This window comes from Myxococcus xanthus (assembly GCF_013116825.1).
GTDB lineage: Bacteria > Myxococcota > Myxococcia > Myxococcales > Myxococcaceae > Myxococcus > Myxococcus xanthus_B.
The window spans coordinates 1-26278 of sequence record NZ_JABFNS010000136.1 but is presented as its reverse complement, the minus strand read 5'-3'; the positions used below and the strand labels follow the sequence as shown (position 1 = coordinate 26278).

Below are 26278 nucleotides of genomic sequence, written 5' to 3'. Positions count from 1 at the left end.
ACGCCAGGAACGTGGCGCCGCCCGTCTTCGCCAGCACCTTGGTGATGGCGGCCGTCAGCGACGTCTTGCCGTGGTCCACGTGTCCGATCGTGCCGATGTTCACGTGGGGCTTGTTACGCTCGAACTTTTCCTTGGCCATGGCCTCTCCTCACGGGGTTGCCGGTCCGAAGCCCGGCACGTCTCGACTCGCGGAAAACAACTGCGAAGGTGCTGCGTCCTGCTCCAAACCTGCCACAACGTCAACTGAAATCGCCCGACCGGTCCACGGCCGGGCCGAAGCCACTCAGCGGATGAGTGCCGTCTTGGGCGCGGGCGCGTAGTGACTGAACTGCATGGTGTAGGTCGCCCTTCCCTGGCTGCGGCTGCGCAGGTCGGTCGAGTAGCCGAACATGGCCGCCAGGGGCACCTGCGCCTGGATGGCCTGCACACGACCTGGCCGGGGGGTCATCCCCTGCACCTTCCCGCGCCGCCCGTTCAGGTCGCCGATGACGTCGCCCATGAAGTCATCGGGCGTGACGATTTCGCAGTTCATGATGGGCTCAAGGAGCACGGGCGTGGCCGTGCGCACGGCGTCCTTGAAGGCCAGCGAGCCGGCGATCTTGAACGCCATCTCGCTGGAGTCCACGTCGTGCATGGAGCCGTCGAAGGCCTCCACCTTCACGTCCACCATGGGATAGCCGGCGACCGGGCCGTTCTGCATGGCCTCCGCGCACCCGGCCTTCACCGCGTCCACGAACTCCTTGGAGACCACGCCGCCGGTGACCTTGTTCTCGAAGGAGAATCCCTGCCCCGGCTCATTGGGGGCCACGCGCAGCCAGATGTGGCCGTACTGGCCCCGGCCACCCGTCTGGCGGATGTACTTCCCTTCCATCTCCACCTGCGTGGTGACCGTCTCGCGGTAGGCCACCTGGGGCTTGCCGATGTTCGCGTCGACCTTGAACTCGCGCAGGAGGCGGTCGACGATGATTTCCAGGTGGAGTTCGCCCATGCCTGCGATGAGCGTCTGCCCCGTCTCCTCGTTCGTCCTCACGCGGAAGGACGGGTCCTCCATGGCCAGGCGCTGCAGCGACTGGAGGATCTTGTCCTGGTCCGCCGTCGACTTCGGCTCGATGGCGATGTCGATGACCGGCTCGGGGAAATCCATCCGCTCCAGGATGATGGGCTGCTTGTCGTCGCAGAGCGTGTCACCCGTGCCGGCCAGCTTCAGTCCGACCACGGCGCAGATATCACCGGCATAGCACTCGGTGATTTCGTCCTTCTTGTCCGCGCGCATCTGCACGAGCCGGCTGATGCGCTCGCGCTTGCCCTTCACCGAGTTCCACACCGCAGAGCCCGCCTCCAGCTTGCCGGAGTACACGCGGAGAAAGGTCAGCGTCTGGGACTGGAACGCGGGGTCGTTCATGATCTTGAACGCCAGCGCGCTGAAGGGCGCGTCGTCCCGCGTCTCGCGCACGGCGTCCTCGCCGTTGGGCGTCTTGCCGTGGATGGGCGGAACCTCCAGCGGGCTGGGCAGGTAGTCCACCACCGCGTCCAGCAGCGGCTGCACGCCCTTGTGGCGGAAGGCCGAACCGCAGAACACCGGGAACAGCTTCAGGCCCAGGCACCCCTTGCGGATGGCGCCCCGCACTTCGTCCTCGGTCAGCTCCACGCCCTCGAGGAACTTCTCCGTCAGCGCGTCATCCTGCTCAGCCGCGGCCTCCAGCAGCTCGGCGCGGGCAGCGTCCGCCGCCTCCTTGAACTCCTCGGGGATGTCCGACTCTTCGTAGTGGCTGCCCTGCTCCGAGTCCTGGAACACCAGGGCCTTCATCTTCAGCAGGTCGATGACGCCGCGGTGCTTGTCCTCCGCGCCCAGCGGCAGCTGCATGCGGACCGCACGCGCGCCCAGCTTCTCGCGGATGGTGCCCACGGACATCTCGAAGTCGGCGCCCACCCGGTCCATCTTGTTGATGAAGCAGATACGGGGGACCTTGTACTTGTCCGCCTGGCGCCACACCGTCTCCGACTGCGGCTCCACGCCGTTCACGGCATCGAACACCGTGATGGCACCGTCCAGCACGCGCAGGCTGCGCTCCACCTCGATGGTGAAGTCCACGTGTCCCGGCGTGTCGATGATGTTGACGCGGTAACGCTGGTCGTGCCGGGTCCAGAAGGCGGAGATGGCCGCGGACGTGATCGTGATGCCGCGCTCACGCTCCTGCACCATCCAGTCGGTGGTGGTGTTGCCTTCGTGCACCTCGCCCATCCGGTGGATGGCGCCGGTGTAGAAGAGGATGCGCTCCGTGGTCGTCGTCTTGCCGGCATCGATGTGCGCCATGATGCCGATGTTGCGGTAGCGCTCGAGGGGGTACTCACGGGCCATGACTCAATACCTCTCCAGGGAGGAAGGGCGGGCCCGAGGCCTCGACACCTGCCGGCCGGACGGTTTCAGAGAACCTGCTTCATCTAACAAAACCGCCCGGATGCATCCTCTGCACCCGGGCGGTAACCGCGAAGCCTCTAGGGCCTACCAGCGGTAGTGAGCGAAGGCCTTGTTGGCCTCCGCCATCTTGTGCGTGTCTTCACGCTTCTTCACCGCGTTGCCGCGGTTGTTGGCGGCGTCCATGATCTCACCGGCCAGCTTCTCCTGCATGGTCTTCTCACCACGCGCCTTGGAGTAGGTGATGATCCAACGCATGCCGAGCGCCACGCGGCGGTCCTGACGGACCTCGACAGGCACCTGGTAGGTGGCGCCACCGACGCGGCGGCTCTTGACCTCGAGCACCGGCTTGACGTTGTCGAGGGCCTTCTTGAAGGTCTTGAGGGGGTCTTCCTTCGCGCGCTCCTCAATGAGGGCGAAGGCACCGTAGCAAACGCCTTCCGCGATGGACTTCTTGCCCTTCCGCATCAGGTCGTTGACGAACTTGGTGACGAGCCGGTCCTGGAACTTCGGATCCGGAAGAATCTTGCGCTTGGCGACTACGCGACGGCGAGGCATCTCTTCTCTCTTCCCTTACGCCCCACTCCCATTGGGAGAAATCCACGGGGCTTCAAGTACTGCAGGAGGAACTTCACGAGGACGCTCCCCAGGGTGCGGGGCGATGCGTCCGGACTCTGCGCTACAGAAGGTGATCGGCGTGACGAGCGATCAGCTCGGACGCTTCGCGCCGTACTTGGAGCGGCTCTGCTTGCGACCCGCGACACCCACGGAGTCCAGCGTTCCACGGACGATGTGGTAGCGGACGCCCGGGAGGTCCTTCACACGGCCACCGCGAATCATCACCACCGAGTGCTCCTGGAGGTTGTGACCCACGCCGGGGATGTAGGACGTGACCTCGATCCCGTTCGTCAGACGAACACGGGCCACCTTGCGGAGGGCCGAGTTCGGCTTCTTCGGGGTCGTGGTGTACACGCGCGTGCAGACGCCACGCTTCTGAGGGGACTCCTTGAGCGCGGGGCTCTTGCCCTTGACGACGAGCTTCTCGCGGCCCTTGCGGACCAGCTGGCTAATGGTCGGCACTGATACCTCTTCTTCGGGTTCGTCGCCGCCAGAGACACCAGGCGGCGCATATCTACCTACAAGACAACGGAAAGGCGCGCGAGTATAGGAAGGGGCCTATCCGTGTCAAGCACGGCCTGTCCCTTGCCTACAACCGGCCAGGGCCCTGGGTCCCATTCCCCGCCTCGGCGCTTCCGCGCACGGCTGGTCTACAACGGGGCGGTCCTCTACTCCGCGTGCGGTTAGAAGTCGAGGACCATCACGACGGCGTCCTCGCCCTCGTCGACGTAGTAGTTCGGCCGGATGCCGACGGGGCGGAAACCGAAGGCCCGATAGAGTTGGAGCGCGGCCTCGTTGCTCTTGCGCACCTCCAGGGTGGCCAGGGAACAGCGCCTGGCCCTCCCCCGCGCCAGGACCTCGTCCATGACGGCGCGCGCCACGCCCCGGCGCCGGTGCTTGGGCGCGGTGGCCACGTTCAGCACGTGCACCTCGTCATGGACGATCCAGAAGATGGCCAGGCCCAGCAACTCCGGCCCGTCCGCCTCCCGCTCCTCCTCCACCAGGAGGATGGTGGACCATTCGTGCTGAAGCTCGCGCTTGAGCAGGTCCTGGGACCAGGGGTTCTTGAACGAGGCCTGCTCCAGCAGCATGACCGCGGACAGGTCCTCCGCCATCATCTGCCGGATGATGTAGCCATGCCGGGCCTCGGGCGCCGGCTCCTCGCGCATCCGCCTCATCGACTCGCCTCCCGGGCAAAGGGCGCCACGCGGCGCACCTGCGCCGAGGCCCGCACCTGCGCCAGCTCTTCCGCCGCCAGCGCCCCATACCGCTCACGAACCAGCTTCTCCCGGATGGCGGCGCGCGCCGCCTCGTAGCCTTGCGGATATTCGTCCGCGTTCTGCTCGAAGTGGCGGCGGACCTCGGTCTCACCCACCTGCGCCCGCAGCCGGATGCGGCTGTCCAGGATGCGCTCGGCCCGAAGCCCCCGCGCCAGCACCCGCTCCAGTCCCTGCACGTCCACGTCATGGCGGGACAGGAACTGCTTCAACGCCGCCTCCCCTCCCAGCACCGCCTGGAATGCGTTCACCCGCGCCTGGACCTCCGCGGGCTCGGCCGGGAAGGCCTGCAACCGGTCCGCATTCAGCACCTGGACCCGCTGGTTGATGATGAGCTCCAGGGCCCCCCGGAGCGTGTCCTCGTCGAGCGGGAGCTCCAGGGCCTGCACGCCGCCTCGCTGGAGGAGCGCGACCCGGGCCTCGAAGCGCAGCTCGCTCAGCGTGAGCACCTGGCCCTCGATGATGGCCACCACCCGGTCGGCGACCCGGCCCTCCATGGTCGCCGGCGGGGTGGCCGCAGTCCCCACGGCTGGCGCCAGCGAGAGCCAGCCCGCAAGCCACAGGGTATCCGCGCCGAGCCAGCGAGGCGGTGACATGGGCTCCCTCATCCTCCGGCGACTTTATACATCTCGCACGGTCCGCACAGTCCTTGCTGGCGCGTGCCTACCGGCTGGTTACGTTGAATCGGGTACACCACGGCGGGAACAAATGGCGGACGACTACTACCAGACCCTCGGCGTCGAACGGTCGGCTTCAGCGGAGGACGTCAAGAAGGCGTACCGCAAGCTGGCGCGCAAGTACCACCCGGACGTCAACCCGGGCAACAAGGCCGCCGAGGAGAAGTTCAAGCAGGTGAGCGCGGCGTTCGAGGTGCTGTCGGACACCCGAAAGCGCCAGCTCTACGACGAGTTCGGCCCGGACGCCGAGAAGATTGGCTTCGACGAAAAGAAGGCGGAGGCCTATCGGGCCTACAAAGCCTCGGCCGGGAGCGCCGGTGCCGGAGGCATTCCCTATGGCGCCGAGGGCTTCGACCTGGGTGACCTCTTCGGCGACCTGTTCGGAGGCCGTGGTGGTGGCGCGGCGGGCGGCCCCCCGGGGGGCTTCGACATTGGCGAGATGTTCGGGCGACGGGCTCGCAACGCCGGGCCTGAGCGTGGAGAGGACCTGACGGTTCGCGTCCAGCTCACCCTGGCCGAAGCTGTCTCCGGCACCGAGCGCCCCCTCGCCTTCAACCGCCCAGGCCGGTGCTCCACTTGCAGTGGCCGGGGTACATCTGGACCGGTGTCCACCTGCAACGTTTGCAACGGTACAGGCCGCTCCCGGCGCTCCGGGAGCCTGTTCGGTGGCGCGGGCGCGTGCCCCAACTGCCACGGCACGGGCAAGGCCGCGCCGCCCTGCCCCCAGTGCGGAGGCTCGGGTGTGAAGGAAGAGCTGGCCCGGCTGACGGTGAAGATTCCCGCGGGCGTGCACACCGGCTCGAAGGTGCGGCTCTCCGGCCAGGGCGCGGCGGGGATACGAGGCGGCCCCCCAGGTGACCTCTATATCGAGACCGACGTGGCCGAACACCCCCTCGTGCGTCGCGAAGGCGACGATTTGCACCTCGATCTGCCCGTGACGGTCTCCGAGGCCCTGCTGGGCGCCGACGTGCGCGTCCCCACGTTCCAGGGGGAAGTCACCGTGAAGGTGCTCCCCCACTCCCAATCCGGCCGCCGCATGCGGCTGAAGGGGCGCGGTGTTCCCTCGCTCAAGGGCGGAGCACACGGCGACCTGTACCTCCACCTCCAGGTGAAGGTCCCCGAGGAGACCACCGCCGAGGCTCGGGCCGCCGCCGAGGCACTCGCCCGGGCCTACCAGGGCGACGTCCGCCGCGAGCTGACGCTCTAGCCTCTTGCCTCTTGTCCTGGGCGTCGCACCGTCATAGACGGACTGCGCCCCACCTTCTCACGCCGCCGTACCATATGGAGCACACGCGCACATGGGCCTCTTAGACATCTTCACGGGCGGCTCGGGCCCCGAGAAAGCCCTCAAGCTCAAGCCCAAGGTCACCCAGAAGTACGGCGACCCCGCGACCCGGCAGAAGGCCATCCAGCAGTTGGGGGAGATGAAGGTCCCCGAGGCCGTCTCCGTGCTGCTCAGCCGCTTCACCCTCACCGTGGACCCGCTCACCACGGATGCGGATGAGAAGGAGCACACGTTCGAGTTGGTGAAGAGCTTCGGCAAGGACGTGGCCGTGCCGCCCATCCTGGAGTTCCTGCGCACCAGCGAGCAGGCCGCCTCGTGGGCCCTGCGGCTCCTCGGTGAGCTGACCTCCGAGGAGGAGACCATCACCGCCTGCGTGAGCGCGCTCCAGCACCTGTCCGCTCACTACACGCGCAACCCGGAGAAGAAGGTGGTGCTGCTGCATCACGTGGCCGGCAGCCAGGACCCCCGCATCCCCCCCGCGGTGGTGCCCTTCCTGGAGGACATGTCGGACGACGTGAAGATTGCCGCGCTCAAGGCGCTGGGTGTCTTCAAGTACGAGCCGGCGCGCGAGCCCATGCTGAAGCTGCTCACCGCCGACGAGACGGCTCGCCGGGTGCAAACGTCCGTACTCAGCGCGCTGGCGGAAGGTGGCTTCTCCGTGGAGGGCTACCAGGAGAAGGTGGCGCCGCTGCTGGTGGAGCCCTACGCCCTGGGCAACGACCAGCGCATCCAGCGCCGGGCCTGAACCCCGGCTGTCGGCCAGCCGACACGGCCACTGTCCTCCGGAAGGCCTCGGTAGGCAGAGGCCGTTCACATGCGCGCGGAACTTGAGCAAGGATTCACCCGTGCGCTCAAAGAAGAAGGGGACGCTGGCGGAAGTCGTACCGCTGCGTCCGGTTGCGAAGGCGGCCAAGAAGACTCCGAAGCGGCCCGCGAAGCCGCTCCCCTCGGTGGATGCGGATGCGGCTCACCGCGCCCTGCTGGAGATGTCTCGGCACCTGACGGACAACGCGGGGCCCACCGAAGCGCTCCGCTCCCACCTGCAGACCATCCACACGCTCCTCAAGCCGAAGGTCTGCTACGTGGCGCGCTACTTCCCATCCCGGGAGCAGCTCCACGTCGAGCACGTGCGAGGCCGCTACGACGACCGCGTCACCGCCGCCGTCCCCGGTGAGGGCGTGGTGGGCCGGGCCTTCTCCCAGAAGGCGCTGCTGCGTGATGGGGACACGGTCGCCGTGCCGCTCGAGGGCCCGCAGGGCGTTGGCGGCGTCCTGGTGGTGCTGGGCTCCCGCCGCGAGCCGTCCGACACGCTGTTGCAGTCACTGGCCGCGCAGCTCACCGCCGCCTACGAGGTGGCGCGCCTGCGTGACGACAGCGCCCGCCGCAACAAGGACCTGCAGACGGCCATCGCGGGCCTCAAGAGCCTGGAGCAGAACCGCGAGGAGCTGCTGGGCAACGTCTCGCACGACCTGAAGAACCCGCTCACCACCATCAAGTCCTACCTGGCGATGATGGGCCGCGAGAAGCTGGGTCCCCTCACGGATGCCCAGCGCCGCGCGGTGCAGATCTGCGACCGGAACTCGGACCGGATGCTGCGCATGGTGAACGACCTGTTGCTCATGTCCCGGCTCCAGTCCGGGAAGATGCAGCTCAATCAGCGCCCCTTCGGCCTCAAGGCCGTGGCGGAGGAAGTGGTGCGCTCACTGGGGGCGCTCGCGGAGCACTGCAAGGTGCGCGTGGTGATTCCCCCCTGCCCCGAGGTGTTCGTCCGCGGCGACCGCGAGCGCATCGCCGAGGCCATCCACAACCTCGTGGAGAATGGCATCCACCACAGCGAGGCGGACGACACCGTCGAGGTGCGCGTCTCCGCCGAGGATGGCCTGGCGATGCTGACCGTGAAGGACACCGGTCCGGGCATGTCCAGCGAGGCCCTGGAGCACGTCTTCGATGCCTTCTACCGCGCCACTCCGGGCATGCCCCGGCCGCCTGGTGCGGGGCTCGGGTTGCCCCTGGTGGGGAAGATTGTCGCCCTCCACGGCGGACGCATGGAGAGCGCCAGTGTCCTGGGCGAGGGCAGCACGTTCCAGATGGTGCTCCCCATGTTCGCTGGCGCCGTCAGCGCGCCGGAGATGGCCCAGGCGGCGCCCAAGAGCGGCGGCATCCTGCTGGTGGAGGACGACGCCGACTGCCGAGAGGTGCTGCAGCAGGTGCTGGAGCAGGAGGGCTACCGGGTGATGGCCACCTCGGGCGCATCCGAGGCACGGTCCATTCTCTCCCACATCCGGCCAGCCATGGTCCTGCTCGACCTGCGGCTGAGCGAGGAAGACGGACAGTCGGTGCTCCGCTACATCCGTGGCAACGAGTCGCTGGCGGACATCGTCGTGTACATCATCTCCGGAGCCACCGAGGTGGCGTCACTCACCTCGGGCCAGGGGCTGGAGCGCATCGACGGCTTCTTCGAAAAGCCCCTCAACCTGCCCAAGCTGCTGGACACCGTCTCTGCGGTGGTCCGGCCCAGCCGGCGAGCCCCCGCCGTGCCTTGAGTGGGGGATTCGCCGCGGGCGCGAACAAGAGGTGGCCGGAAGCCACCTCGGTTTGTCTAGTATCCCCGCAGCCCCATGAGCACTTCCGTCTATTCCCGTTACCGCGCCGCATTCGCCCAGGCTCTTGCCACTGCCCTGGGCGTGCCGGCCGCCGACATCGAAGCCCAGGTCAAGCCCGCCGAGCCGGCGCACGGCGACCTCAGCTTCGCCACCTTCCCTCTCGCCAAGGCCCAGAAGAAGGCCCCGCCCGCCATCGCCGCCGGGCTGGCGCAGTCGCTCAGCGTCCCCGGGCTGGAAATCAAGGCCGTGGGTCCGTACGTCAACGCGCGCTTCCCCACCCTGCCCTTCACGGCGGAGGTCATCGACGCCGCGCGAGCCGCGGGCATCCGCTACGGCGGTGACGAGGACGCGGGCCGCGGCAAGACGGTGGCCATCGACTACTCGTCGCCGAACATCGCCAAGCCCATTGGCTTCCACCACATCCGCACGACGTTCCTCGGCCACTGCATCGCCAACATCTACCGGGCGCTGGGCTGGCGGGTGGAAGGCATCAACTACCTGGGCGACTGGGGCAAACAGTTCGGCCTCGTGGCCGTGGGCTTCCAGGAGTACGGCGACCCGGCCCGCATCGACGACATGGGCCACCTGGTGGAGGTGTACGTCAAGGCCAACAAGCGCGCCGAGGCCGAGCCCGAGTTCGACGAGAAGGCCCGCGCCTTCTTCCGCCGCATGGAGGCCGGTGACGCCGAGGCCCTCAAGCTCTGGAGCCAGTTCCGGGACACCAGCATCAAGGGCTTCAAGAAGATCTACGCGCGGATGGGCATCGAGTTCGAGCACATCGAGGGAGAGAGCCGCTACCAGGGGAAGATGGACGCGGTCATCGACCAGATTGCGAAGAAGCCCGGCGTGAAGGAGTCGCAGGGCGCGCTCATCGTCGACCTGCCCTACGCGGAGAACGAGCCGCCCGTCCTGCTGAAGAAGAACGACGGCAGCACGCTGTACGCCACGCGTGACCTGGCCGCCGCGCAAGACCGGTACGAGCGCTTCCAATTCGACAAGTCGCTCTACGTCGTCGCGCAGGACCAGGCGCTGCACTTCCGGCAGGTGTTCCGCACGCTGAAGGAGATGGACCTGCCCTGGGCGGACCGCGCCGTCCACGTCGCGTTCGGCCGCATCCACGGCATGAGCACGCGCAAGGGCCAGGTGGTTCAGCTCAACGACGTGCTGGACGAGGCGCGCGAGCGCGTCTCCGTCAAGGTGCGGGAGAACGTGGAGGCCGGCCGCATCCAGACGGATGACGCGGACGCCCTCTCCGAGCAGATCGCCCTGGGCGCCATTGCCTTCGGCGACCTCAAGCACAAGCGTGCCAGCGACTACACCTTCGACTGGGACGAGGTGCTCAGCTTCGAGGGCCACACCGGCCCCTATCTCCAGTACGCCCACGCGCGCGCCGTCAACGTGCTGCGCAAGGGCGGCGGCGCCCCGGCCAGCTACGACGCGGGCCTGCTGACGCTCCCCGAGGAGCAGGCCCTGGTGCGCGAAATCATGCGCCTGCCCGAGGTGGTCCGCGACGCGGCGGAGCAGTACGAGCCCAGCCTCGTGGCGAGGCTGCTGCTCGACGTGGCCTCGGCGCTCAGCCGCTACTACACGCTGGGCAACCAGGAGCGCGACAAGCGCATCAACGTCGATGGCGATGACGCGCTGCGTTCCGCGCGACTCGCCCTCATCGACGCCGCCCGGGTTACTCTGGCCGCGGGGCTGACGCTGCTGGGCATTCCCACGCCCGACAACATGTAGCCGGGAGCATTCTTGGAGACCGCGCTGTCACCGACTGCGAATCAGGGGACGTCCTCGCTGAAGGACGAATTCGGCCCCATGGGCCGGGCGCTGGGAACGCGCTACCTGGAGAGCGTGCACTTCCCGCCGGAAGCGGAAACAGAGCTCCGGAACCTGCACGCCAAGGGCTTCGTGGTGCACGTCATGCGCACCACCGCCTGGGTGAACTTCCTCTACCTGACGTGGGCCATGGTGCGCCGGGCGCTGCCGCCCGTGCGCGCCGTGGTGAACCTGCGGCCATGGTTCACCCGACCCTGGCGACAGACGAAACAGAGCGGTGACTTCACGCAGCGCTTCGAGCACGCCCGGCAGACGGGGGGCAGCGGTCTGGTCTTCCTGCGCCGCACCGCCCTGCTCCGTCCGTCAGGGAAGGAGACGCGCGAGGACCCCTTCCCCGCCCTGGTGGCCATGGCCCGCCAGTCCGACAAGCCGGTGTACCTGGTGCCGGAGTTGTTCGTCTGGGAGAAGCGCCCCGCGCGCCTGAAGCCCAACTGGGTGGACGTGGTGTTCGGCAGCCCCGAGGCACCGGGCTTCCTGCACTCGATGCTGGCCTTCTTCCGAAACTACAAGCGCGCGCAGTTCCGCGTGGGCGAGCCCATCGACCTGCAGCGCTTCGTCGCGGAGAACCCTCGCGACTCGGACGAATTGCTCGCCCGCAAGGCGCGTAGCAGTCTCCACGTCCACCTCGCGCGCGAAACGCGGGCCGTGTTCGGCCCGCCGGTGAAGCCCGCCTCGCGCGTCATCGAGGAGACGCTGCGCGACAGGTCCCTGCGCAAGGTGGTGGAGGAGTGCGCGGCGGAATCCGGACGCAAGCCGGAGAGCGTCCTGCGCGAGGCTCGCCGCAACCTGGAGGCCATTGCCGCCAAGCCCAGCCCCACGGCGCTGGCGTTCACCTCCCCCGTGCTGGAGTGGGTGTTCAACCGCATCTACGACGGCATGCACGTGGACGAGGCCGGCCTCCACCGCGCGCTCAAGGCCGCGAGCCACGCGCCCATCGTCCTGTGCCCCAGCCACAAGAGCCACGTCGACTACCTGGTGATGAGCTGGGTGCTCTGGAACCGGGGCTACGCGGTGCCCCTGGTGGCCGCGGGCGCCAACCTCTCCTTCTGGCCCCTGGGCACGTTCTTCCGCCGCTGTGGCGCGTTCTTCCTCCGGCGCTCCTTCAAGGGCGACAAGGTCTACGCCGCGTCCTTCAAGGCCTACGTGCGCAAGCTGGTGCACGACGGCATCCACCAGGAGTTCTTCCCGGAAGGCGGCCGTTCGCGCACGGGCAAGCTGCTGTTGCCCAAGCTGGGCATGTTCACCTGGCAGGTGGAGTCCGTGCTGGAGGGCGCGCGCGATGACCTCATCTTCGTGCCGGTGGCCATCGACTACGAGAAGGTCGTCGAGTCCAGCAGCTACTCGAAGGAGTTGGCTGGCGGAGAGAAGAAGCCCGAGGACCTCAAGGCGCTCTTGAGCACCCCCAAGGTGCTGGCGGCGCGGTACGGCCGCATCCACCTGGGCTTCGATGAGCCCATCTCCCTGCGCGCGTTCATGCAGGCGCGTGGCATCAACCCGGACGAACCGGTGTCGGACGAGCAGAAGAAGGGGCTCGTCCGCGCGCTGGGCAACCGGGTGATGTACGGCATCAGCAAGGTGTCCACGGTGACGCCGCACGCGCTGGTCAGCACCGCCCTGCTCTCGCACCGGCGACGCGGCCTGACGCAGCGGGAGATGGCGGACCGCATCAACATCCTGCGCCGCATCGCCGTGGAGGAGGGCTCGCCGCAGTCGGTGGAGATGCGCAACGCGCCCAGCAACCCGGAGACGATGGGCCCCATCCAGGACGCCATGCGCACGTTCATCTCCGACGAGATGGTGCGCACCCAGGAAGCCCGTGGCGAGGTCATCTACCAGGTGGAGGAGGCACGCCGCCCGGAGCTGTCCTTCTACAAGAACACGCTGATGAACCTGGTGGCCTCCCGGAGCCTCGTGGCCAACGCCATGCTGGCCAGCGGCAGCCCCGCGCCCTACGACACCGTGAAGGAGCGCGCGCTGTTCCTGTCCCGCCTCTTCAAGGTGGAGTTCATCTACCGGGTGGGCACCACGTTCGACTCCATCTTCGCGGAGACGGTGGAGCGGCTGGAGCGCATAGGCCTAGTGCTCGAGGAGAGCGAGACGCTTCGCGTGGCCCCCGAGGCCCACGCGCGTCCGGACCTGGAGTTCCTGGCCGACATGCTGCGCGACTACCTGGAGGCCTACCTGCTGGCGGCCCTGACGCTCCAGGACGTGGCCACCGGCGCCGCGGAGGACCGGAAGTCCTTCGTCAAGATGGCCCTGGAAACGGGCCGCGCGGAGTACCACGCCGGCCGCATCACCGCCTCCGAGTCCCTGGCCAAGGTGACGCTGGAGAACGCGGTGGCGTTCCTCCTGGACCAGAAGCTGCTCATCGAGGCGGACAAGAAGCTGACGCTGGGCCCCGCCGCCACTGAACAGCAGGCCCGCACACAACTCGTGGACGACATCCGTGGGTACCTGAAGCGCGGCTGAGCGGCCCTCCTTGGCCCCGTCCGCGCCGCCTCCGCACGGTTCGAGCCAGGATGAAGGACATCAAGGTTCGAGCACGAGAGGAATAGGAGAAAGCCCGTTGGAAGACGCGACTCCCAGCGACGTTGTCCCCCCTCCACCAGGGCCGCCCTCTGGCACCCGCTTCAGCACGAGTCCCAAATGGATCGCGGTGGTGAGCGCCGCGTTTGCGCTCGGCGCGTTCCTCCTCATGGGCGGCACCGTCCAGCTCGCGAACCCAGCCTTCGGCATCTGGTTCACGGAGCTGGTCGTGTTCCTGGGCCTGGGCTGGGTGATGCTGCGCAAGGCGGGCTGGCGCCCTGTCCTCTACACGGGGCTGCTGCCAGCGCCGCGAGCGGCCACCGTCTTCGGCTTCCTCCTGGGCGTGGCGAACTTCTTCGCGTTGGTGGTCCCCATCCAGTTCCTGGCCCAGTCGGTGGCGCCGGAGTGGCTGACGCGGATGTTCGACAGCTCGAAGCTGTTCGCGGATCAGACGCCGCTGGAGCTGGCCATCATCCTCACGGGTGTGTCGGTGGCCGCGCCCTTCTGCGAGGAGTTCTTCTTCCGCGGCATCTTCCAGCGAGGCCTCACCCCACCAGCCCCCGCGCCCACCACCGCGCCCCTGGTCATCTCCGCCGTGGTGTTCAGCGCCTTCCACCTGGACCCGGTGGGCTTCCTGGCTCGCACGGAACTGGGCCTGCTCTTCGGGTGGCTCTACCTGCGCACCGGCTCGCTGTGGCCCGCCATTGCCGCCCACGCGGCCAACAACCTGGTGTCCTCGGTGCTCTTCCTGTCCGCCAAGGCACTGGGCACGGATGCCACCGAAGCGACGTCTGAAGCGACAGACCCCCGCCTGGTGCTCGTGCTCGCCGCGGCGGGCTGGGCGGGTGTGAGCGCCCTGCTCGCCTACGCACGGCGGCAGCCTGGCGTCTGGAGGCCCGGCGCACGCGCCAGCGACGAGGAAGCCCAGGAGCCCGGCCCCACGCCTTCCCTGGTGCGCCTGATGCTTCCCTGGGTGGTGGGGGCCACGGTGTCACTGGGCCTGCTGGTGGCCGTGGACTCGCGAGGGTTGGCCCTCAACTTCTATGACGCCCAGCACCCGCTGCCGACGCTGGAGTCCTCCAAGGCCCCCGCGCTGCATGCGGAGCGCAAGGCGTTGAGCGCGCTCCGCGCCTCGGCGCGGCGAGGGGAGCTGCCCATGGAGGCCTACTACGAGGAGCGGGAGCGGCAGATTCGCGCGCACCGCATCCAAACCGGGCCAGGGCTGAAGCCCTGACCCGCGCCGTGCCGCTTCAGACGAAGCGGTACGTGCTGACGTGGAAGATGGGACCCACCATGGCGCTGGTGAGTGTGTCCCCGTCCACGCGGCCTTCGGCTTCGATGCGCTGACCGTCCTTCTTCAGCTTCCGGTCCCCGCCAGCGAGCTGGTACGTGGTGCCGTCGTCTCCCTCCAGCACCCAGACGCCCGTTTCGATGTCACGGAAGACGACGCGGCCCGTGAGCTTCATGCGTCCTCCTTCTGGAGCATCGCGCGGGCGATGACGAGGCAGATGACGGTGTTGAAGCCCAGCCAGGGCTTGGCGAGGAACGCGAAGGGCAGCCACGCCAGCGCCGGCGCTCCGGCCCAGGCGGTGTAGCCCAGGAAGCCCGCGAAGCCGAGCGCCAGGCCCCCCATGGCCGACCGCAGCCCCCGCCACTTGATGGCCGGCAGCGACAGGAGCAACGGGATGAGCGCGCTGTAGAACAGCGGGTTCACCGTCCGGCCCCGGCCGAAGATGATGCGCTCCCAGTCCGGCAGGGGCAGCGACGCCACCTGCACCACGTCTCCCGCGGCCCCCTCGGCGCCCCCGAACCAGCCGCGCAGGAAGAAGGCGCCCACCGTCGACAGCAACAGCGGGATGAGGAAGGCGGGCCGCACCAGCACGTTGAGGTAGCCCGGCCGCGCACGGCCTCGCAGCGTCAGCAGCACGAACGCCAGCAGCGCCAGCGCCCAGTACAGCGGAGGCCACTGCGCCAAGCCGCCGCCCCGCAGCGACGCGAGCGACGCCTCGGCGTTGAGCAGGCCGTGGCCGTACTGCTCGCTCCACGCCTGGTCCGCAGACTTCTTCGCGCCCGCGTAGAGGGCCTGCTCCACCTCATCCGGTCCCTTGGCGCCGGCCGCGTAGAGCATCGCCGCCACCGCCGCGACGTGCGGCGTGGCCATGCTGGTGCCCTGGTAGGACGCGTAGACGAAGCGCGAGACGTCGCGCGGGTCGAGGGTGTTCTGGAGGATGCCCCCCTGGTCGCCCCGGCGCTTGTCACCGCCCGGCGCGGCGATGTCCAACTCCTTGCCGTAGGAGGAGTACGGCGCCAGCACACCGTCCGGCCCCACGGCCGACACCGCCACCGCGCCCGGGTAGGCCGCGGGGAACTCCACCGTCGCACGCCCGCCGTTGCCGGCCGCGGCCACCACCGTGACGCCCTTCTTGCGCGCGTACTCCACCGCGCTGGCCATCACCTGCGAGTACGCCCCGCCGCCCAGGGACAGGTTGATGACGTTCGCCCCCTTGTCCGCCGCGAAGCGGATGGCGTCCGCGATGTCCGCCGTGTTCCCGCCACCGAAGTGGTTGAGCACCTTGACGGGCATCAGCGTCGCCTCGAAGGCCACTCCCGCCACGCCTTCGCCATTGTTGGTGGCCTGGGCGATGGTGCCCGCCACGTGCGTGCCATGCCCGTGGTCGTCGTTGGCGTGCTCGTCATCGTTGACGAAGTCGAAGCCCTTCACGAACTTCACGCCCTTGAGGTCCGGCGCCTGCTTGAAGTCGCCGTGGTCCTCGTACGCGATGCCGGTGTCCAGCACCGCCACCACCACGCCCTTACCCCGGTTGTGCTCCCAGGCCTTGGGCATGTCGATCATCCGCAGGTTCCACTGCTGCGTGAAGTGCGGGTCGTTCGGCGTGAAGCTGGCGCGGACCTCCATCATCGGCTCGGCGGCTTCCACGGCCGGGTGCTGGCGGATGCGCTCGAGCACCCCGTCCACGTCGTCCACGCCCACCGCCACCGTGAGGGCCTCGTCGGCGCTCTCCACGGAGTTGAGCTCCAGGTCGACGCCCCAGTCGGCCTCCCAGGCATCGAACTCCGCCTTCGTCGTGCCGTCCTTGAAGTCCACGACGATGGCGCCCGCCACCACGCCCCGCGCATCGAGCGCCCGCAGGTTCGCGGGGGGAGGCGTGTCCTGCTCACGAGAAGCGGACGCACAGGCGGCCGTCAGCGTCAGGGCCAGCGCCGCGCCCCCCAGGGTCCATCGCACCTTCCGCATCAGGCCACTCCTTGAGAAACGAAACACGCGTCTGGAAGACCCCTACGAACGAACGTCACAACGATTGGGTCTGCACCGACAGTCTGGATGTCCCCTCTCCCTGCGTGCAAGGGCGGCAAGGAGGAGAAACGTGAAGAAGTACGATGGTTTGCGATACGACGGTCATCCGCCGGAGAGCCGCCGGAGCCAGGCCGCGACAGCCCGGCCGACCTGAGGAAGGTTCCGCTGGAAGGTAGGCCCGGCATCGTCGATGACCTCTAAATCGCCTCCCGTCCGAGCGACAGCGGCGGAGACGGCGGCCCGGGGCAGCCGGGTGTCCTCCTCCCCCTGTACCACCAGGAGCGGACACGTCACCCGGGACAGGACTTCCGGCGCCACCAGGGCCGGGGCCACCAGACACAGGCCTCCCACGGAGGGGTGCTTCGCCTGGAGCGCCAGGGCCACCTGCGCGCCCCCGTGGAGTGACGCCACCGCCAGCGCGTTGGCCCCCGCGTTCTCCAGCAGCATCTGCATGGCGGCCTCCGCGTCCGCCAGCAGCTCCATGTCCCGCCCCCGCTGGCCCTGACTGGCCCCCACGCCCCGGTGATTGAACCGCAGCGTCGGAAAGCCCGCGTTCGCCGCCGCCCAGACGAGCTCCGCCGCGATGACGTGGTCCATGCCGCCCCCTTCGTCCGGCCGGGGCGGAATCACGAGCAGCGGCGGCGCCCGGCTTCCCCGGTGCGTGGTGCCCTCCATGACCTCCGTCCCCACCGGCACCAGCGTCGCGCGTTCGAGGAACTGACCTTTCTGGACCATGCCTCACCATAAACCCCTCCCCCCTCGCACGGCCGCGCACACGCGCCATCCGACACAAACCCACATACGATTTCGCACCGAATCTTCTCCAACAGGAAACTTCCCGCTGGATTCGAGGACAATGGGGAAACACCCCCAGATTCCGCAGGAGCCCCCACCCCATGAGCACCATCCAGCGCGGACGGAACAGCATCGCGCAGACCTCCCGCAGCACCGCCGACCGCGTTCGTGGAAGTGGTTCGCCCGCCACCAACACCGTGCAGCCTCCCGTGACGGGTGGCGCCGCTCAGCGCGGCGTCGTGGTGGATGGCTTCGACAGCCGGTCCGCGCAGACGCGCGCGGTGGGTGGCGTCTTCACCGCGCCCGCGGGCTCCAAGGACAAGGTCTTCGACGGCAAGCTGGTGGGCGCCGGCGGCCAGACGTTCGAGCCGAATACGCCGCTCAACCAGGTCCCCGCCTTCGTTCCGGCGAACAACCCGAACGCCACGGCGACGGTCGTCTACGTCAACGGCATCAGCACCAACAAGGACGGCCAGGCGCGCGAGCTGCAGGCCCTCGCGAACAGCACCGGCATGCGCGCCATCGGCGTGCACAACGCCACGTCCGGAATGTTCGCCGACGTCATCCAGGCCGCGAAGGACAAGCTGAACAAGGGCAAGAACCCCGCGGTCGACTCGCTGTCGGACATCGTCTACTCCGAGCTGAAGGCGGGCCGTGACATCCACCTGATGGGCTACAGCCACGGCGGCCTCATCACCTCGCGCGCGCTGAAGGATGTCGGCAACCGGCTGCGCATCGAAGATGGGATGTCCAAGGCGCAGGTGGAGCAGCTGCTCAGCCGCGTCAACGTGGAGACCTTCGGCGCGGCGGCGACCACCTACCCGGACGGCCCCAACTACGTGCACTACGTCAACAACAAGGACGCCGTGCCTGTCATCTTCGGCCAGGGCAGCAAGGGCTGGACGCCGGGCGACCTGTTCCGTGACGCTGGCAAGGGCGCGAAGGTCCACCACTTCTCTGAGAAGGGCATGTTCAGCGGCGCCCACTCGCTGACGGAGACGTACCTGAACCACCGCGTCCCGTTTGAAGAGGGCCGCGCCGGCAACTTCTGAGCGACCCTTCCCTACCGGGAAACAGCGGAGGCCACGAGGTGATGAACCTCGTGGCCTCTTGCGTTTCAACCCGCGATTCGCGGCGGCGGGCTACACGGACTGCAGCACGTAGAACTTGAGGTACTTCCCCTCCGGGAACTGCAAGCGCACCGGGTGGTCCGGCGGCTGGTAGCGCTCCTCGACGAGCGCCAGGTCAACGCCCGCCTTGAACCCCGCCTCGCGCACCGCGCCCATGAAGTCGTCCGGGCTCACGCGCGCCGAGCACGACGCCGTCGCCAGCAGCCCACCCGGCCGGAGGATGGCCAGGGCCTGCCGGTTGAGGGAGGCGTACCCGTCAATGGCCGCCTGCACCGCGCGCTGGCTCTTCGCGAAGGCGGGCGGGTCCAGGATGATGAGGTCGAAGGTGCGGCCCTCGTCCTTGAAGGACTGGATGATCTTGAAGACGTCCGCCGCCAGGAAGTCGTGCTTCTCCGCGGCGATGCCATTGCGCGTGAAGTTCTCCCGAGCCAGCGCGATGGCGTCCGGGTCCTGATCCACGGAGAAGACGCTGTTGGCCCCGCCCAGCGCCGCGTTGACGGAGAAGCCGCCGCTGAAGCTGAAGCAGTTGAGCACGTCGCGGCCCTTGCCCAGCCGCCGGATGAGGTAGCGGTTCTCCCGCTGATCCAGGAAGAACCCCGTCTTCTGCCCCTTCCAGGCGTCCACCAGGAAGGTGGCCCCGCGCTCGCGGATGGGAATCAGCTCCGGGGCCTCGTGGCCGTACAGCATCTTCCCGGAGCCGCGACCCTCGTCGTCGTCGACGTCGTCGCGGCCGACCTCATCACGGCCGATGATGCCCTTGAGCCCGGGCACGCCAGCCTTCAGCGCCTCGATGAGGAGCGGCCGGTACGGCGTGAGGCCCGCGGAGTACAGCTTCATCACCGCCCAGCCCGCGTACAGGTCCACCACCACGCCCGGCAGGCCGTCGCCCTCGCCATGAATCAGGCGGTAGCTGTCCGTGTCGGTGAGGTCGATGAGGGCCGTGCGCTCGGCCAGGGCCTGACGCACCCGCCGGGTGATGAAGCCCGCATCCACGGTGTCACGCGAGTCACGCGTGAGCACCCGCACGGCGATGGCCGAGTGCGGGTCGTAATACCCGCGCGCCACGAACTTCCCGTTCTCCGTCAGGTCCACCACGCTGCCGGCCGGAATCTTCGGCACGTGCTCCAGCGCCTTGCGGAACACCCACGGGTGCCCCGCGCGCAGATGGCGCCCCAGTCCACGCGCCAGCTCCAGCTTCACGACATTCACGGTGTCACTCCTCACGGGCCGCGCCGCGGCCCCTCCGGGCCAGGATGGCGCGAGCCAGTTCCTCGAAGCCCCGCCCCTCGGGCGCCCGGGTGATGAAAGCAGGTGGCGCCTCGATGCGGTCCAGGACGGCCCGCACGTTGGCCACGCCCACGCCCAGTCCAAAGGCGGCGAACATCGGGGCGTCGTTGAAAGAATCCCCCGCGTATACATAACGCCCGTCACGCGGGTCCAGCCGTTCGCCCCACGCCGTCCGCGCGAAGCGCCGCGTGGCGCTCAGCTTGTCGAAGCGGCCCAGCCAGCAGTTGATGTGGATCGACGAGCGCACCGCCGTCACGCCTCGCCCAACCAACAGGGACTCGATGCGGTCCGCCCCCGCGGCCCCCAGGCGGGCCTCCTCGTTATAGTCCACCGCCAGGTCCACTTCCGTGTACGCGCTGTCCATGGACAGCCGCGCGCCGGGCACCTGCTTGAGCACCCGGGCTACCTCGGACTGGAGCCGCCGCCGGTTCGCTACCCGCTCCGCTGGCGCCTCCGCGTAGACCTTCCGCAGCCGGCCATGCGCGCCCTTCAGGAAGAACAGGCCGCCGTTCTCCACGATGACGCCGTCCACGGGGAGCTGCCGCGCCCAGGCCTCTCCCCAGCCCGCCGGGCGGCCACTCACCAGCACCACGCGCAGGCCCGCGGACGACAGGCGCTCCAACGCCCGTACTGTCTCCGAGCGCAGCTTGTGGCCCGTGGTCAGCGTGCCATCCACGTCGGTGAAGACGCCCTCGATGCGGGACAGGTCGGCCTCGCGAAGCGGGCGCGGGACTCGTGCCTTCAGGAGCGCCTTCATCACATCACGTCCAGACCGGCGAGCAGGCCCTGGAAGGCGACGATGGTGGACCGCAGCTCGTCGGGCGAGAGCTGGCCCACCTGGAGTTTGCGCGCCTTGCGTAGGAAGGCGTCCAGCTCCGTCGCGCGGCCGTAGAGGGACTGGCCGCTTCCGGCCGCCTCGGCCAGGGCCCGGGCCGCGCCCGCGGGGTCAGAGCCCACCAGCGACATGGCGCGCTCCAGCCGGACGCCGCACGACGCCCACACCTCGCGATCATGGATAATGAGCAACTGTCGCTGGTTCACCGCGGACAGGCCTTGGACGAAGGTGTCCAGGGCCTCCACCACCGTCACCAGTTCCTCGCGGGACGGATTCGGGAGGATGGCCAGGCGGCCAACCTCGGCGCGCATCTCCACGATGTGCCGCTTGTCCTGCGCGCGCAGATTCCGGTACGCGGCCGTGCGCCCGAAGGCGTCCATCTCCGTCTGGAGCTGCTGGGCATTCCACTGCACGTCCTGCGCCTCCGCATCGCGGACCTTCTTCAGGCGCGCGGTGAGGATGCGGCCCAGGTCGGCGGTGATGGCGCGGACGGTAACCGCGGCCTTCACCTCCGCCGCGTAGCCCGGCACCACCTGGGCCCGCGTTGCCTCGCCCAGGAGGCTCGCCGACTCGAACACCAGGTTGCTCATCTGCTCGCGGAACCGGGCGCGGACGCGCTGGACTTCCGCCAGCAGCGTCCACCGGTCGCTCACCACCGACGGGTTGCGCATGGCCTCGCCCAGCTGGGTGATGCCCTGGGCAATCTGGCTCATCGCCTCCTGGAGGATGCCGACGGGGGCCTGCGTGCTCGCGCCGCCCGGGGACGGCACGGGGAACTCTTCCCGGATGACGTTCAGCAGTCCGTTGACGTCCATCACCGTGTCACGGATGACGGGCGCCATCTCTTCCCACAAGGAGAGGTCCGGCGAGGAATCCACGACGGGCGTTTCGTACCGCACCAGGTCGAGGTCGCTCAGCCGGGAGATGGCGTGCGCGGTGGCGACGTACACCTTGCGCAGGCGGCCGGCGAACGCCGGATCCGGATGGGACTGGAGGATTTCTTCGAGCCTCGCGGACAGCGAGGCCGGGGGGGTCTCAGCGGCTTCAGACACGGGTGTCACACTCTAGCGCTCGACTTCCGCGCGGGGGAGTTCTAGCACTCGCATGCGGGCCATGCCGCTGGCTTGGGAGCGCTACGGGATGATTCAGGTCTGTCTTGTGAAGGACGGTCAACTTCTCACCGGTGGTGAAGAGCTGCTGGGCGAGGACGGCCGGAAGTGGATCGACGTCCTTCATCCGACCGAGGAGGTGTTGGCCCGGCTGGCCGCGCATTTCGGTCTGCACAAGCTGGCCGTGGAGGACTGCCTCCACCTGGACCAGCGGCCCAAGCTGGAGGAGTACCCCAACCACCAGTTCGTCGTTCTCCAGGGATTCTCCGTCCCGGGCAAGGACATCTGCGAACTGACGCTGCACGAGCACCACTTCTTCCTGGCGAAGGACTGGCTCATCAGCGTCCACGAGCTCCCCTTCGCCGGCCTCGACACCGTGATGCGCCGCGTGAAGGAGGACCCGCTGGCGACGCTCGTTCGAGGGACGGACTTCGTCTTCTACATGCTCGCGGACGCGTTGGTGGATGCGCAGTTCCCCATCCTCGACGCGTTCAGTGACGAGCTCGAGGACCTGGAGGTCGCCATCTTCGACAAGCCGGAGAAGTCCCACCTGCAACGCATCTTCGCGATGAAGCGGATGCTGGTGACGTTCCGGCGGGTGCTGTCGCCCCAGCGCGACGTGGTCGGCTTGCTGTCCCGGCGGGGCATCTCCCATGTCCACGAGAAGACGACGCTCTACTTCCGTGACGTGTACGACCATCTGGTGCGGCTGTACGAGCAGATTGATGCCGGGCGCGACATCATCGGCAACGTGATTGACGGCTACCTGTCCATGGTGGCGAACAAAACGAACGACATCTCCAAGCAGCTCACCATCTTCGCCACCATCTTCCTGCCGCTGTCCTGCATCGTCGGCTTCTTCGGGCAGAACTTCGACCGGCTCTACACGAACAGCGCCTGGTACCTGATGTGGGCGTCGATTCTCGCGCTGCCAGTGGGGATGATCTTCTGGTTCAAGCACAAAGAGTGGCTCTGACATTTCCGCGAGGAGAGGAAACATGCTGACCGTCACCGTGGATGGCGTCTCCCTGCACTACCGGGACGAGGGCAAGGGCCCGCCCGTGTTGCTGCTGCACGCGTTTCCGCTGAATGGCAGCACCTTCGACAAGCAGGTGAAGGCGCTGTCGGGGCGCTACCGCTTCATCATCCCGGACATCCGAGGCTTCGGTGAGAGCGCGCGGGGCGACGGCCCCACGGAGATGTCCCGCATCGCGCGTGACGCGCTGTCGCTGCTGGACGCGCTGAATCTGGACACCGCGGTGGTGGGTGGAGTCTCCATGGGGGGCTACGCCGCCATGGCCCTGCTGCGCGAGGACGCGGGGCGCGTCAGCGGGCTGGTGTTGATGGATACGCAGGCCACCGCGGACGACGCGGAGGGAAAGGCGCGCCGGGAGGCCTCCGCGACACAGGCGCTGGAGGTCGGCGTGGAGCCCATCATCCAGGCCATGCTTCCCAAGATGGTCGCCACGGGACCGGACTCTCCGGTGGCCCAGGAGGTGGCGGCACTGATGCGCGCGGCCTCCCCCGCGAGCGTCGCGGCCGCGCTGCGCGGCATGGCCCTGCGTCCGGACAGCAAGGACATGCTGGCGCGGTACGCAGGCCCGGCACTCGTCATCGTGGGCGAGCACGACGCCATCACCCCGCCGGCCAAGGCGGAGGAAATCGCCGGACTCATCTCCGGAGCGAAGCTGGAGATCATTCCGGATGCGGGGCACCTGGCCAACCAGGAACAGCCTGATCGGGTCAACGCCGTGCTGGACGCCTTCCTGACGTCGCTTCAGGGGCACAGCGACTGAGTGCAGGCTGGTGGCACGCCGTGCCCCATGCGAGCATGCGGGCTGGACATTCCAGCCTGCTGCCGCCGAGGGTGCCGTGGACCGCATGCATCTGAAGGACGTCGAGGACCGCGAATCCGATGGCCACTACGGCCGGCTGATTCGCATGGCCCGAGAGGTGGGCGCTCCCGTCCCGCAAATCTGGCACCTGTTCGCGTACAAGCCGCGATTGGGCGAAGCGCTGTCCCACTTCACCCATGAAGTCATGCGGGGCCCTTCCCCACTGTCGCCCGGGCTCAGAGAGCTGATTGCCGCGTACACGTCGCGCGGCAACCAATGCTTGTTTTGAACAGGCTCTCACGCCGCGGTCGCGGCGGAACTGCTGGGCAATCCCGACATGGTGAAGGCGGTCCTGGAGGACGTGGCGACAGCCCCCATCTCTGAGGCCGAGAAGGCCCTCTTTGCCTTCGTGGACACCCTCAACCACCGTGCGGCGCAGGTGGGACGGGAGGACATCGCACACTTGAAGGACGCCGGGTGGACAGACGAAGCCCTCTTCGACACCGTGACGGTGTGCGCGCTCTTCAACTTCTACAATCGATGGATTGACGGCACCGGCGTTCAGGACATGCCCGCGGAGATGTATCAGCGCAGCGGGCAGCGGATGGCCGCCACAGGCTATGCGCCGCCGCCCCCCGCGAAGCCCGAGGAGTAACACCGCCGCGCGAGCGCTCAGCGGCGATGCTTCCGCTGGGCGGCTTCGAGGACGGTGTCCTTGAGGAGATAGCCGAATCCGGCGTTTCGCAGGCGGAGGGACAAGTCACTGACCGTGGTGCGCAGCCGCTCCGCCGTGTCCTCCAGGTGCCAGTCGCACTGGGCAAGACGATGACCACCAGGTCGGCGCCCCAGGCCAACGCCTCCAACAGCGGCGTGGCGATGTCTGTCTGCCCTCGTGCACTGACGAGCAGCGGCTCCTCCACCGGGCACGTCCACCACGTGCGGTACTCCCGGGCGGCAGCGGACAGCAGGTAGTGCGTGACCAGTGCCACACCGAGTGGACGGCGGCGCTTCTCCAGCGACCCGGATGACGAATAGCTGTTGTCCAGAATCGCGGCCACCCGCTGCAACGGCGACGGGGCCCTGCGCAGGACGCGGGCCGCGGCTTGCTCCAGCGCGGCGTGCAGCTCCGCGTGGCGCTCCCGGCGAGCCTCCTGCGACAGCGCCAGGACATACAGCGCCAGCTTCGTCAGGGATGCCCGCCCCAGGTCCACCGGGGGCGGCGTCCCGCGCTCGCGCGCCGCGGATTCCTGCAGGCGCAGGCGCTCCGCCGCCGTGAGACGCGGCTCGATGCGCCGGAGGAACACCTCGCGGGAGATGCCGTGCTTCACCGCCAGGCCCTCCGCCACCGTGTACGGAAGCTCGTACAGGGCCTCGTGGGTATAGTGCGCGCGGCGAAAGGTCTCCAGCAAGGGCTGGGTGAAGGAGCGCTTCTTCCAGCCTCGGAAGAGGAACGGCCCCAGCTCTCCCTCCGGCGTCAGGTGTCCGTGGGACACGGCGGCGCGCAGCTTGGAGCGGTACTTCACGGCGTCGAAGGCCAGGTTGGCGCGACCGTGCACGTAGTCCCGAGCAATCGCACGCGCCCGGCGGTTGTTGATGCGCCGGCCGCGCAGGGACGCCAGGACACGGAAGGCCCGCTGGGGCGGCAGGGCGCGCAGCGCGGCGGCGATGAGCGCGCCCTCCTCCGCCTTGTCCCGGGCATCCGCTGGGCTGCCGCTGGCGAGCAGGTTGAGGATGATCTGCGCTTGATTGAAGTGGTTGATGCCCGCCGCGAGCGTCCGTGCATACAGCCGGCGGTAGTTGCCCAGGATGTACTGGTGCAGGAACTCGATGGAGACGGACTGGCCGCGCGCGTCGCCGTAGAACTCCCGCTGCCCCGTGCAGGAGAAGCAAGCGTTGACGAACATCACCAGGTCTTCGCGAGCGACCTGCTCGACTCGGGCTTCCGCCAGTGCGGCCATCGTGTGCACGCCCTCCCCAGGCACCCGGGATTGGGAAAGGAAGCGCCGCTCGGGGAAGAGTGAAACGACCGCAGGTCAGGCTCCAAAGGCTTGAATCGGAAGTCGCATCGGAGTCCCGCGAGCGGCGCACCGAGGCTACCACACGATTCGAGGCGAAGGGCCTGACACCCCGGCCAGCGCCAACCTCAGGGCTGGCACGTCACCTGGCTGTTTTCCACGGTGCAGGCGGAGCAGGTAGCCGTCTCCGTCAACACGCCCTGGCGGCACTCCAACACGGCCTGGCCATCCGCGCGGCACAGCCCCGTGCCCTCGGCACTGGAGGCACAGGCGTCCCCCGCGACGTTGTTGGACGTATCACACCGCACGGCCTCCGACGTCTCACGGCAGCCCAGCGGCCCCCGGCAGGGCAACTCACGCCATTTGCCGCCCCGGCACTCCAGCGCCAGCACCCGCTCCTCGCAGACGAAGCCGCCTCCGTCGCAGTCGCCTCCCGCGCTCGGACCACAACCAGCGAGGAGCAGAGAGCCAACCAACGGGACGAGTGCGAGAAGTGAGCGGTTCATGGGCACCAGCCAATATTTCGAGCGTCCCGCCGCCGGTCAACCACCCAGTGTCTCCTGGAAGAAACGACGGAAGTTTCCACCCATGACGCGTTCCACCCAGGACGGTGGATGACGGCGCAACAGCGCCTCGGTGAGCAAAGGCAACCCGGTGACATCCTTCATGCCACGGGGAAGCGGCACCATTCCGTCGTAGTCGGAGCCCAGCCCGACCC

25 protein-coding genes are annotated in these 26278 nt (G+C 68.4%); 10 read left to right on the top strand and 15 right to left on the bottom strand.

The window, feature by feature from the left end:
* From HNV26_RS30375 to HNV26_RS30350, 6 genes are all read right to left on the bottom strand, one after another.
* Positions 1–139, bottom strand: a 139-nt coding sequence (locus tag HNV26_RS30375) for a GTP-binding protein (protein ID WP_228556459.1), incomplete at its 3' end; no start/stop codon positions are given.
* A 144-nt stretch (positions 140–283) separates the two neighbouring features.
* Positions 284–2359 (bottom strand): elongation factor G, encoded by a 2076-nt coding sequence (gene fusA, locus HNV26_RS30370; RefSeq protein WP_171444308.1) that lies wholly within the window; start codon positions 2357–2359, stop codon positions 284–286.
* A gap of 144 nt (positions 2360–2503) precedes the next feature.
* A complete protein-coding gene (gene rpsG, locus HNV26_RS30365) occupies positions 2504–2974 on the bottom strand; it encodes a 30S ribosomal protein S7 (RefSeq protein ID WP_011553340.1) in 471 nt (156 codons plus the stop codon).
* Positions 2975–3124: 150 nt separating this feature from the next.
* Positions 3125–3496: a 30S ribosomal protein S12 gene (gene rpsL / locus HNV26_RS30360; protein ID WP_002637381.1), complete on the bottom strand. Its 372-nt coding sequence runs from the start codon at positions 3494–3496 to the stop codon at positions 3125–3127.
* A 221-nt stretch (positions 3497–3717) separates the two neighbouring features.
* Entirely contained in the window at positions 3718–4212 is a 495-nt protein-coding gene (gene rimI, locus HNV26_RS30355; RefSeq protein WP_171444307.1) for a ribosomal protein S18-alanine N-acetyltransferase, read from the bottom strand.
* Entirely contained in the window at positions 4209–4919 is a 711-nt protein-coding gene (locus HNV26_RS30350) for a hypothetical protein (RefSeq protein WP_171444306.1), read from the bottom strand. The genes rimI and HNV26_RS30350 overlap by 4 nt, the downstream gene beginning before the upstream one ends.
* A gap of 100 nt (positions 4920–5019) precedes the next feature.
* Here HNV26_RS30350 and HNV26_RS30345 point away from each other — a divergent pair, with 100 nt between their 5' ends.
* The 6 genes from HNV26_RS30345 to HNV26_RS30320 all read left to right on the top strand — a co-directional run bounded on the left by HNV26_RS30345 (position 5020) and on the right by HNV26_RS30320 (position 14472).
* Positions 5020–6195, top strand: a complete 1176-nt coding sequence (locus HNV26_RS30345) for a DnaJ C-terminal domain-containing protein (protein WP_171444305.1) — start codon at positions 5020–5022, stop codon at positions 6193–6195.
* 91 nt (positions 6196–6286) lie between these two features.
* The gene (locus HNV26_RS30340; protein WP_171444304.1) at positions 6287–7018 is read left to right on the top strand and encodes a HEAT repeat domain-containing protein; all 732 of its coding nucleotides are present in this window, start codon (positions 6287–6289) and stop codon (positions 7016–7018) included.
* A gap of 100 nt (positions 7019–7118) precedes the next feature.
* Positions 7119–8816, top strand: coding sequence for an ATP-binding response regulator (locus tag HNV26_RS30335; RefSeq protein ID WP_171444303.1), 1698 nt, complete (start codon positions 7119–7121; stop codon positions 8814–8816).
* Between the two features lie 75 nt (positions 8817–8891).
* A complete protein-coding gene (gene argS, locus HNV26_RS30330; protein ID WP_171444302.1) occupies positions 8892–10613 on the top strand; it encodes an arginine--tRNA ligase in 1722 nt (573 codons plus the stop codon).
* A gap of 12 nt (positions 10614–10625) precedes the next feature.
* Positions 10626–13181, top strand: coding sequence for a 1-acyl-sn-glycerol-3-phosphate acyltransferase (locus tag HNV26_RS30325; protein ID WP_171444301.1), 2556 nt, complete (start codon positions 10626–10628; stop codon positions 13179–13181).
* 97 nt (positions 13182–13278) lie between these two features.
* Positions 13279–14472, top strand: a complete 1194-nt coding sequence (locus HNV26_RS30320; RefSeq protein ID WP_216612861.1) for a type II CAAX endopeptidase family protein — start codon at positions 13279–13281, stop codon at positions 14470–14472.
* A gap of 16 nt (positions 14473–14488) precedes the next feature.
* Here HNV26_RS30320 and HNV26_RS30315 read toward each other — a convergent pair whose 3' ends face one another.
* From HNV26_RS30315 to sglT, 3 genes are all read right to left on the bottom strand, one after another.
* Positions 14489–14704: a DUF5818 domain-containing protein gene (locus HNV26_RS30315; RefSeq protein WP_011553331.1), complete on the bottom strand. Its 216-nt coding sequence runs from the start codon at positions 14702–14704 to the stop codon at positions 14489–14491.
* A complete protein-coding gene (locus tag HNV26_RS30310) occupies positions 14701–16494 on the bottom strand; it encodes a S8 family serine peptidase (protein WP_171444300.1) in 1794 nt (597 codons plus the stop codon). Before HNV26_RS30310 ends, HNV26_RS30315 begins: the two co-directional genes overlap by 4 nt.
* A gap of 162 nt (positions 16495–16656) precedes the next feature.
* Complete coding sequence (gene sglT, locus HNV26_RS30305; protein ID WP_171444299.1) at positions 16657–17289, bottom strand: type IV pili motility protein SglT; 633 nt, start codon at positions 17287–17289, stop codon at positions 16657–16659.
* A 161-nt stretch (positions 17290–17450) separates the two neighbouring features.
* On the opposite strand from sglT, the gene HNV26_RS30300 reads away from it, so the two are divergent.
* The gene (locus HNV26_RS30300; RefSeq protein ID WP_171444298.1) at positions 17451–18401 is read left to right on the top strand and encodes a hypothetical protein; all 951 of its coding nucleotides are present in this window, start codon (positions 17451–17453) and stop codon (positions 18399–18401) included.
* Positions 18402–18491: 90 nt separating this feature from the next.
* Here HNV26_RS30300 and HNV26_RS30295 read toward each other — a convergent pair whose 3' ends face one another.
* From HNV26_RS30295 to HNV26_RS30285, 3 genes are read right to left on the bottom strand one after another with little or no spacing between them, the layout of a single operon-like run.
* Complete coding sequence (locus HNV26_RS30295) at positions 18492–19688, bottom strand: class I SAM-dependent rRNA methyltransferase (protein ID WP_171444297.1); 1197 nt, start codon at positions 19686–19688, stop codon at positions 18492–18494.
* 4 nt (positions 19689–19692) lie between these two features.
* The gene (locus HNV26_RS30290; RefSeq protein ID WP_171444296.1) at positions 19693–20523 is read right to left on the bottom strand and encodes an HAD-IIB family hydrolase; all 831 of its coding nucleotides are present in this window, start codon (positions 20521–20523) and stop codon (positions 19693–19695) included.
* The gene (locus HNV26_RS30285) at positions 20523–21662 is read right to left on the bottom strand and encodes a hypothetical protein (protein WP_171444295.1); all 1140 of its coding nucleotides are present in this window, start codon (positions 21660–21662) and stop codon (positions 20523–20525) included. Before HNV26_RS30285 ends, HNV26_RS30290 begins: the two co-directional genes overlap by 1 nt.
* A gap of 43 nt (positions 21663–21705) precedes the next feature.
* Between HNV26_RS30285 and HNV26_RS30280 the strand changes: the two genes are divergently transcribed.
* The 3 genes from HNV26_RS30280 to HNV26_RS30270 all read left to right on the top strand — a co-directional run bounded on the left by HNV26_RS30280 (position 21706) and on the right by HNV26_RS30270 (position 23834).
* Positions 21706–22686 (top strand): magnesium transporter CorA family protein, encoded by a 981-nt coding sequence (locus tag HNV26_RS30280; protein WP_171444294.1) that lies wholly within the window; start codon positions 21706–21708, stop codon positions 22684–22686.
* Positions 22687–22708: 22 nt separating this feature from the next.
* A complete protein-coding gene (locus tag HNV26_RS30275; RefSeq protein WP_171444293.1) occupies positions 22709–23506 on the top strand; it encodes an alpha/beta fold hydrolase in 798 nt (265 codons plus the stop codon).
* Between the two features lie 85 nt (positions 23507–23591).
* A complete protein-coding gene (locus HNV26_RS30270; RefSeq protein ID WP_216612863.1) occupies positions 23592–23834 on the top strand; it encodes a carboxymuconolactone decarboxylase family protein in 243 nt (80 codons plus the stop codon).
* 235 nt (positions 23835–24069) lie between these two features.
* Here the strand turns inward: HNV26_RS30270 and HNV26_RS30265 are convergent, their stop codons facing one another.
* From HNV26_RS30265 to HNV26_RS30255, 3 genes are all read right to left on the bottom strand, one after another.
* Positions 24070–25503, bottom strand: coding sequence for a hypothetical protein (locus HNV26_RS30265; protein ID WP_253817206.1), 1434 nt, complete (start codon positions 25501–25503; stop codon positions 24070–24072).
* A gap of 185 nt (positions 25504–25688) precedes the next feature.
* Entirely contained in the window at positions 25689–26066 is a 378-nt protein-coding gene (locus HNV26_RS30260) for a hypothetical protein (protein ID WP_216612860.1), read from the bottom strand.
* Positions 26067–26102: 36 nt separating this feature from the next.
* The coding region (locus HNV26_RS30255) for a membrane dipeptidase (RefSeq protein ID WP_171452367.1) at positions 26103–26278 on the bottom strand (176 nt) is incomplete at its 5' end.

What these genes read in the sequence shown, in the direction of transcription:
- fusA (WP_171444308.1), bottom strand. Translation starts at nt 2,359, where the DNA reads ATGGCCCGTGAGTACCCCCTCGAGCGCTACCGCAACATCGGCATCATG.
- rpsG (WP_011553340.1), bottom strand. Translation starts at nt 2,974, where the DNA reads ATGCCTCGCCGTCGCGTAGTCGCCAAGCGCAAGATTCTTCCGGATCCG.
- rimI (WP_171444307.1), bottom strand. Translation starts at nt 4,212, where the DNA reads ATGAGGCGGATGCGCGAGGAGCCGGCGCCCGAGGCCCGGCATGGCTAC.
- HNV26_RS30350 (WP_171444306.1), bottom strand. Translation starts at nt 4,919, where the DNA reads ATGAGGGAGCCCATGTCACCGCCTCGCTGGCTCGGCGCGGATACCCTG.
- HNV26_RS30345 (WP_171444305.1), top strand. Translation starts at nt 5,020, where the DNA reads ATGGCGGACGACTACTACCAGACCCTCGGCGTCGAACGGTCGGCTTCA.
- HNV26_RS30340 (WP_171444304.1), top strand. Translation starts at nt 6,287, where the DNA reads ATGGGCCTCTTAGACATCTTCACGGGCGGCTCGGGCCCCGAGAAAGCC.
- argS (WP_171444302.1), top strand. Translation starts at nt 8,892, where the DNA reads ATGAGCACTTCCGTCTATTCCCGTTACCGCGCCGCATTCGCCCAGGCT.
- HNV26_RS30315 (WP_011553331.1), bottom strand. Translation starts at nt 14,704, where the DNA reads ATGAAGCTCACGGGCCGCGTCGTCTTCCGTGACATCGAAACGGGCGTC.
- HNV26_RS30310 (WP_171444300.1), bottom strand. Translation starts at nt 16,494, where the DNA reads ATGCGGAAGGTGCGATGGACCCTGGGGGGCGCGGCGCTGGCCCTGACG.
- sglT (WP_171444299.1), bottom strand. Translation starts at nt 17,289, where the DNA reads ATGGTCCAGAAAGGTCAGTTCCTCGAACGCGCGACGCTGGTGCCGGTG.
- HNV26_RS30300 (WP_171444298.1), top strand. Translation starts at nt 17,451, where the DNA reads ATGAGCACCATCCAGCGCGGACGGAACAGCATCGCGCAGACCTCCCGC.
- HNV26_RS30290 (WP_171444296.1), bottom strand. Translation starts at nt 20,523, where the DNA reads ATGAAGGCGCTCCTGAAGGCACGAGTCCCGCGCCCGCTTCGCGAGGCC.
- HNV26_RS30280 (WP_171444294.1), top strand. Translation starts at nt 21,706, where the DNA reads ATGCGGGCCATGCCGCTGGCTTGGGAGCGCTACGGGATGATTCAGGTC.
- HNV26_RS30275 (WP_171444293.1), top strand. Translation starts at nt 22,709, where the DNA reads ATGCTGACCGTCACCGTGGATGGCGTCTCCCTGCACTACCGGGACGAG.
- HNV26_RS30270 (WP_216612863.1), top strand. Translation starts at nt 23,592, where the DNA reads ATGCATCTGAAGGACGTCGAGGACCGCGAATCCGATGGCCACTACGGC.
- HNV26_RS30265 (WP_253817206.1), bottom strand. Translation starts at nt 25,503, where the DNA reads ATGGCCGCACTGGCGGAAGCCCGAGTCGAGCAGGTCGCTCGCGAAGAC.
- HNV26_RS30260 (WP_216612860.1), bottom strand. Translation starts at nt 26,066, where the DNA reads ATGAACCGCTCACTTCTCGCACTCGTCCCGTTGGTTGGCTCTCTGCTC.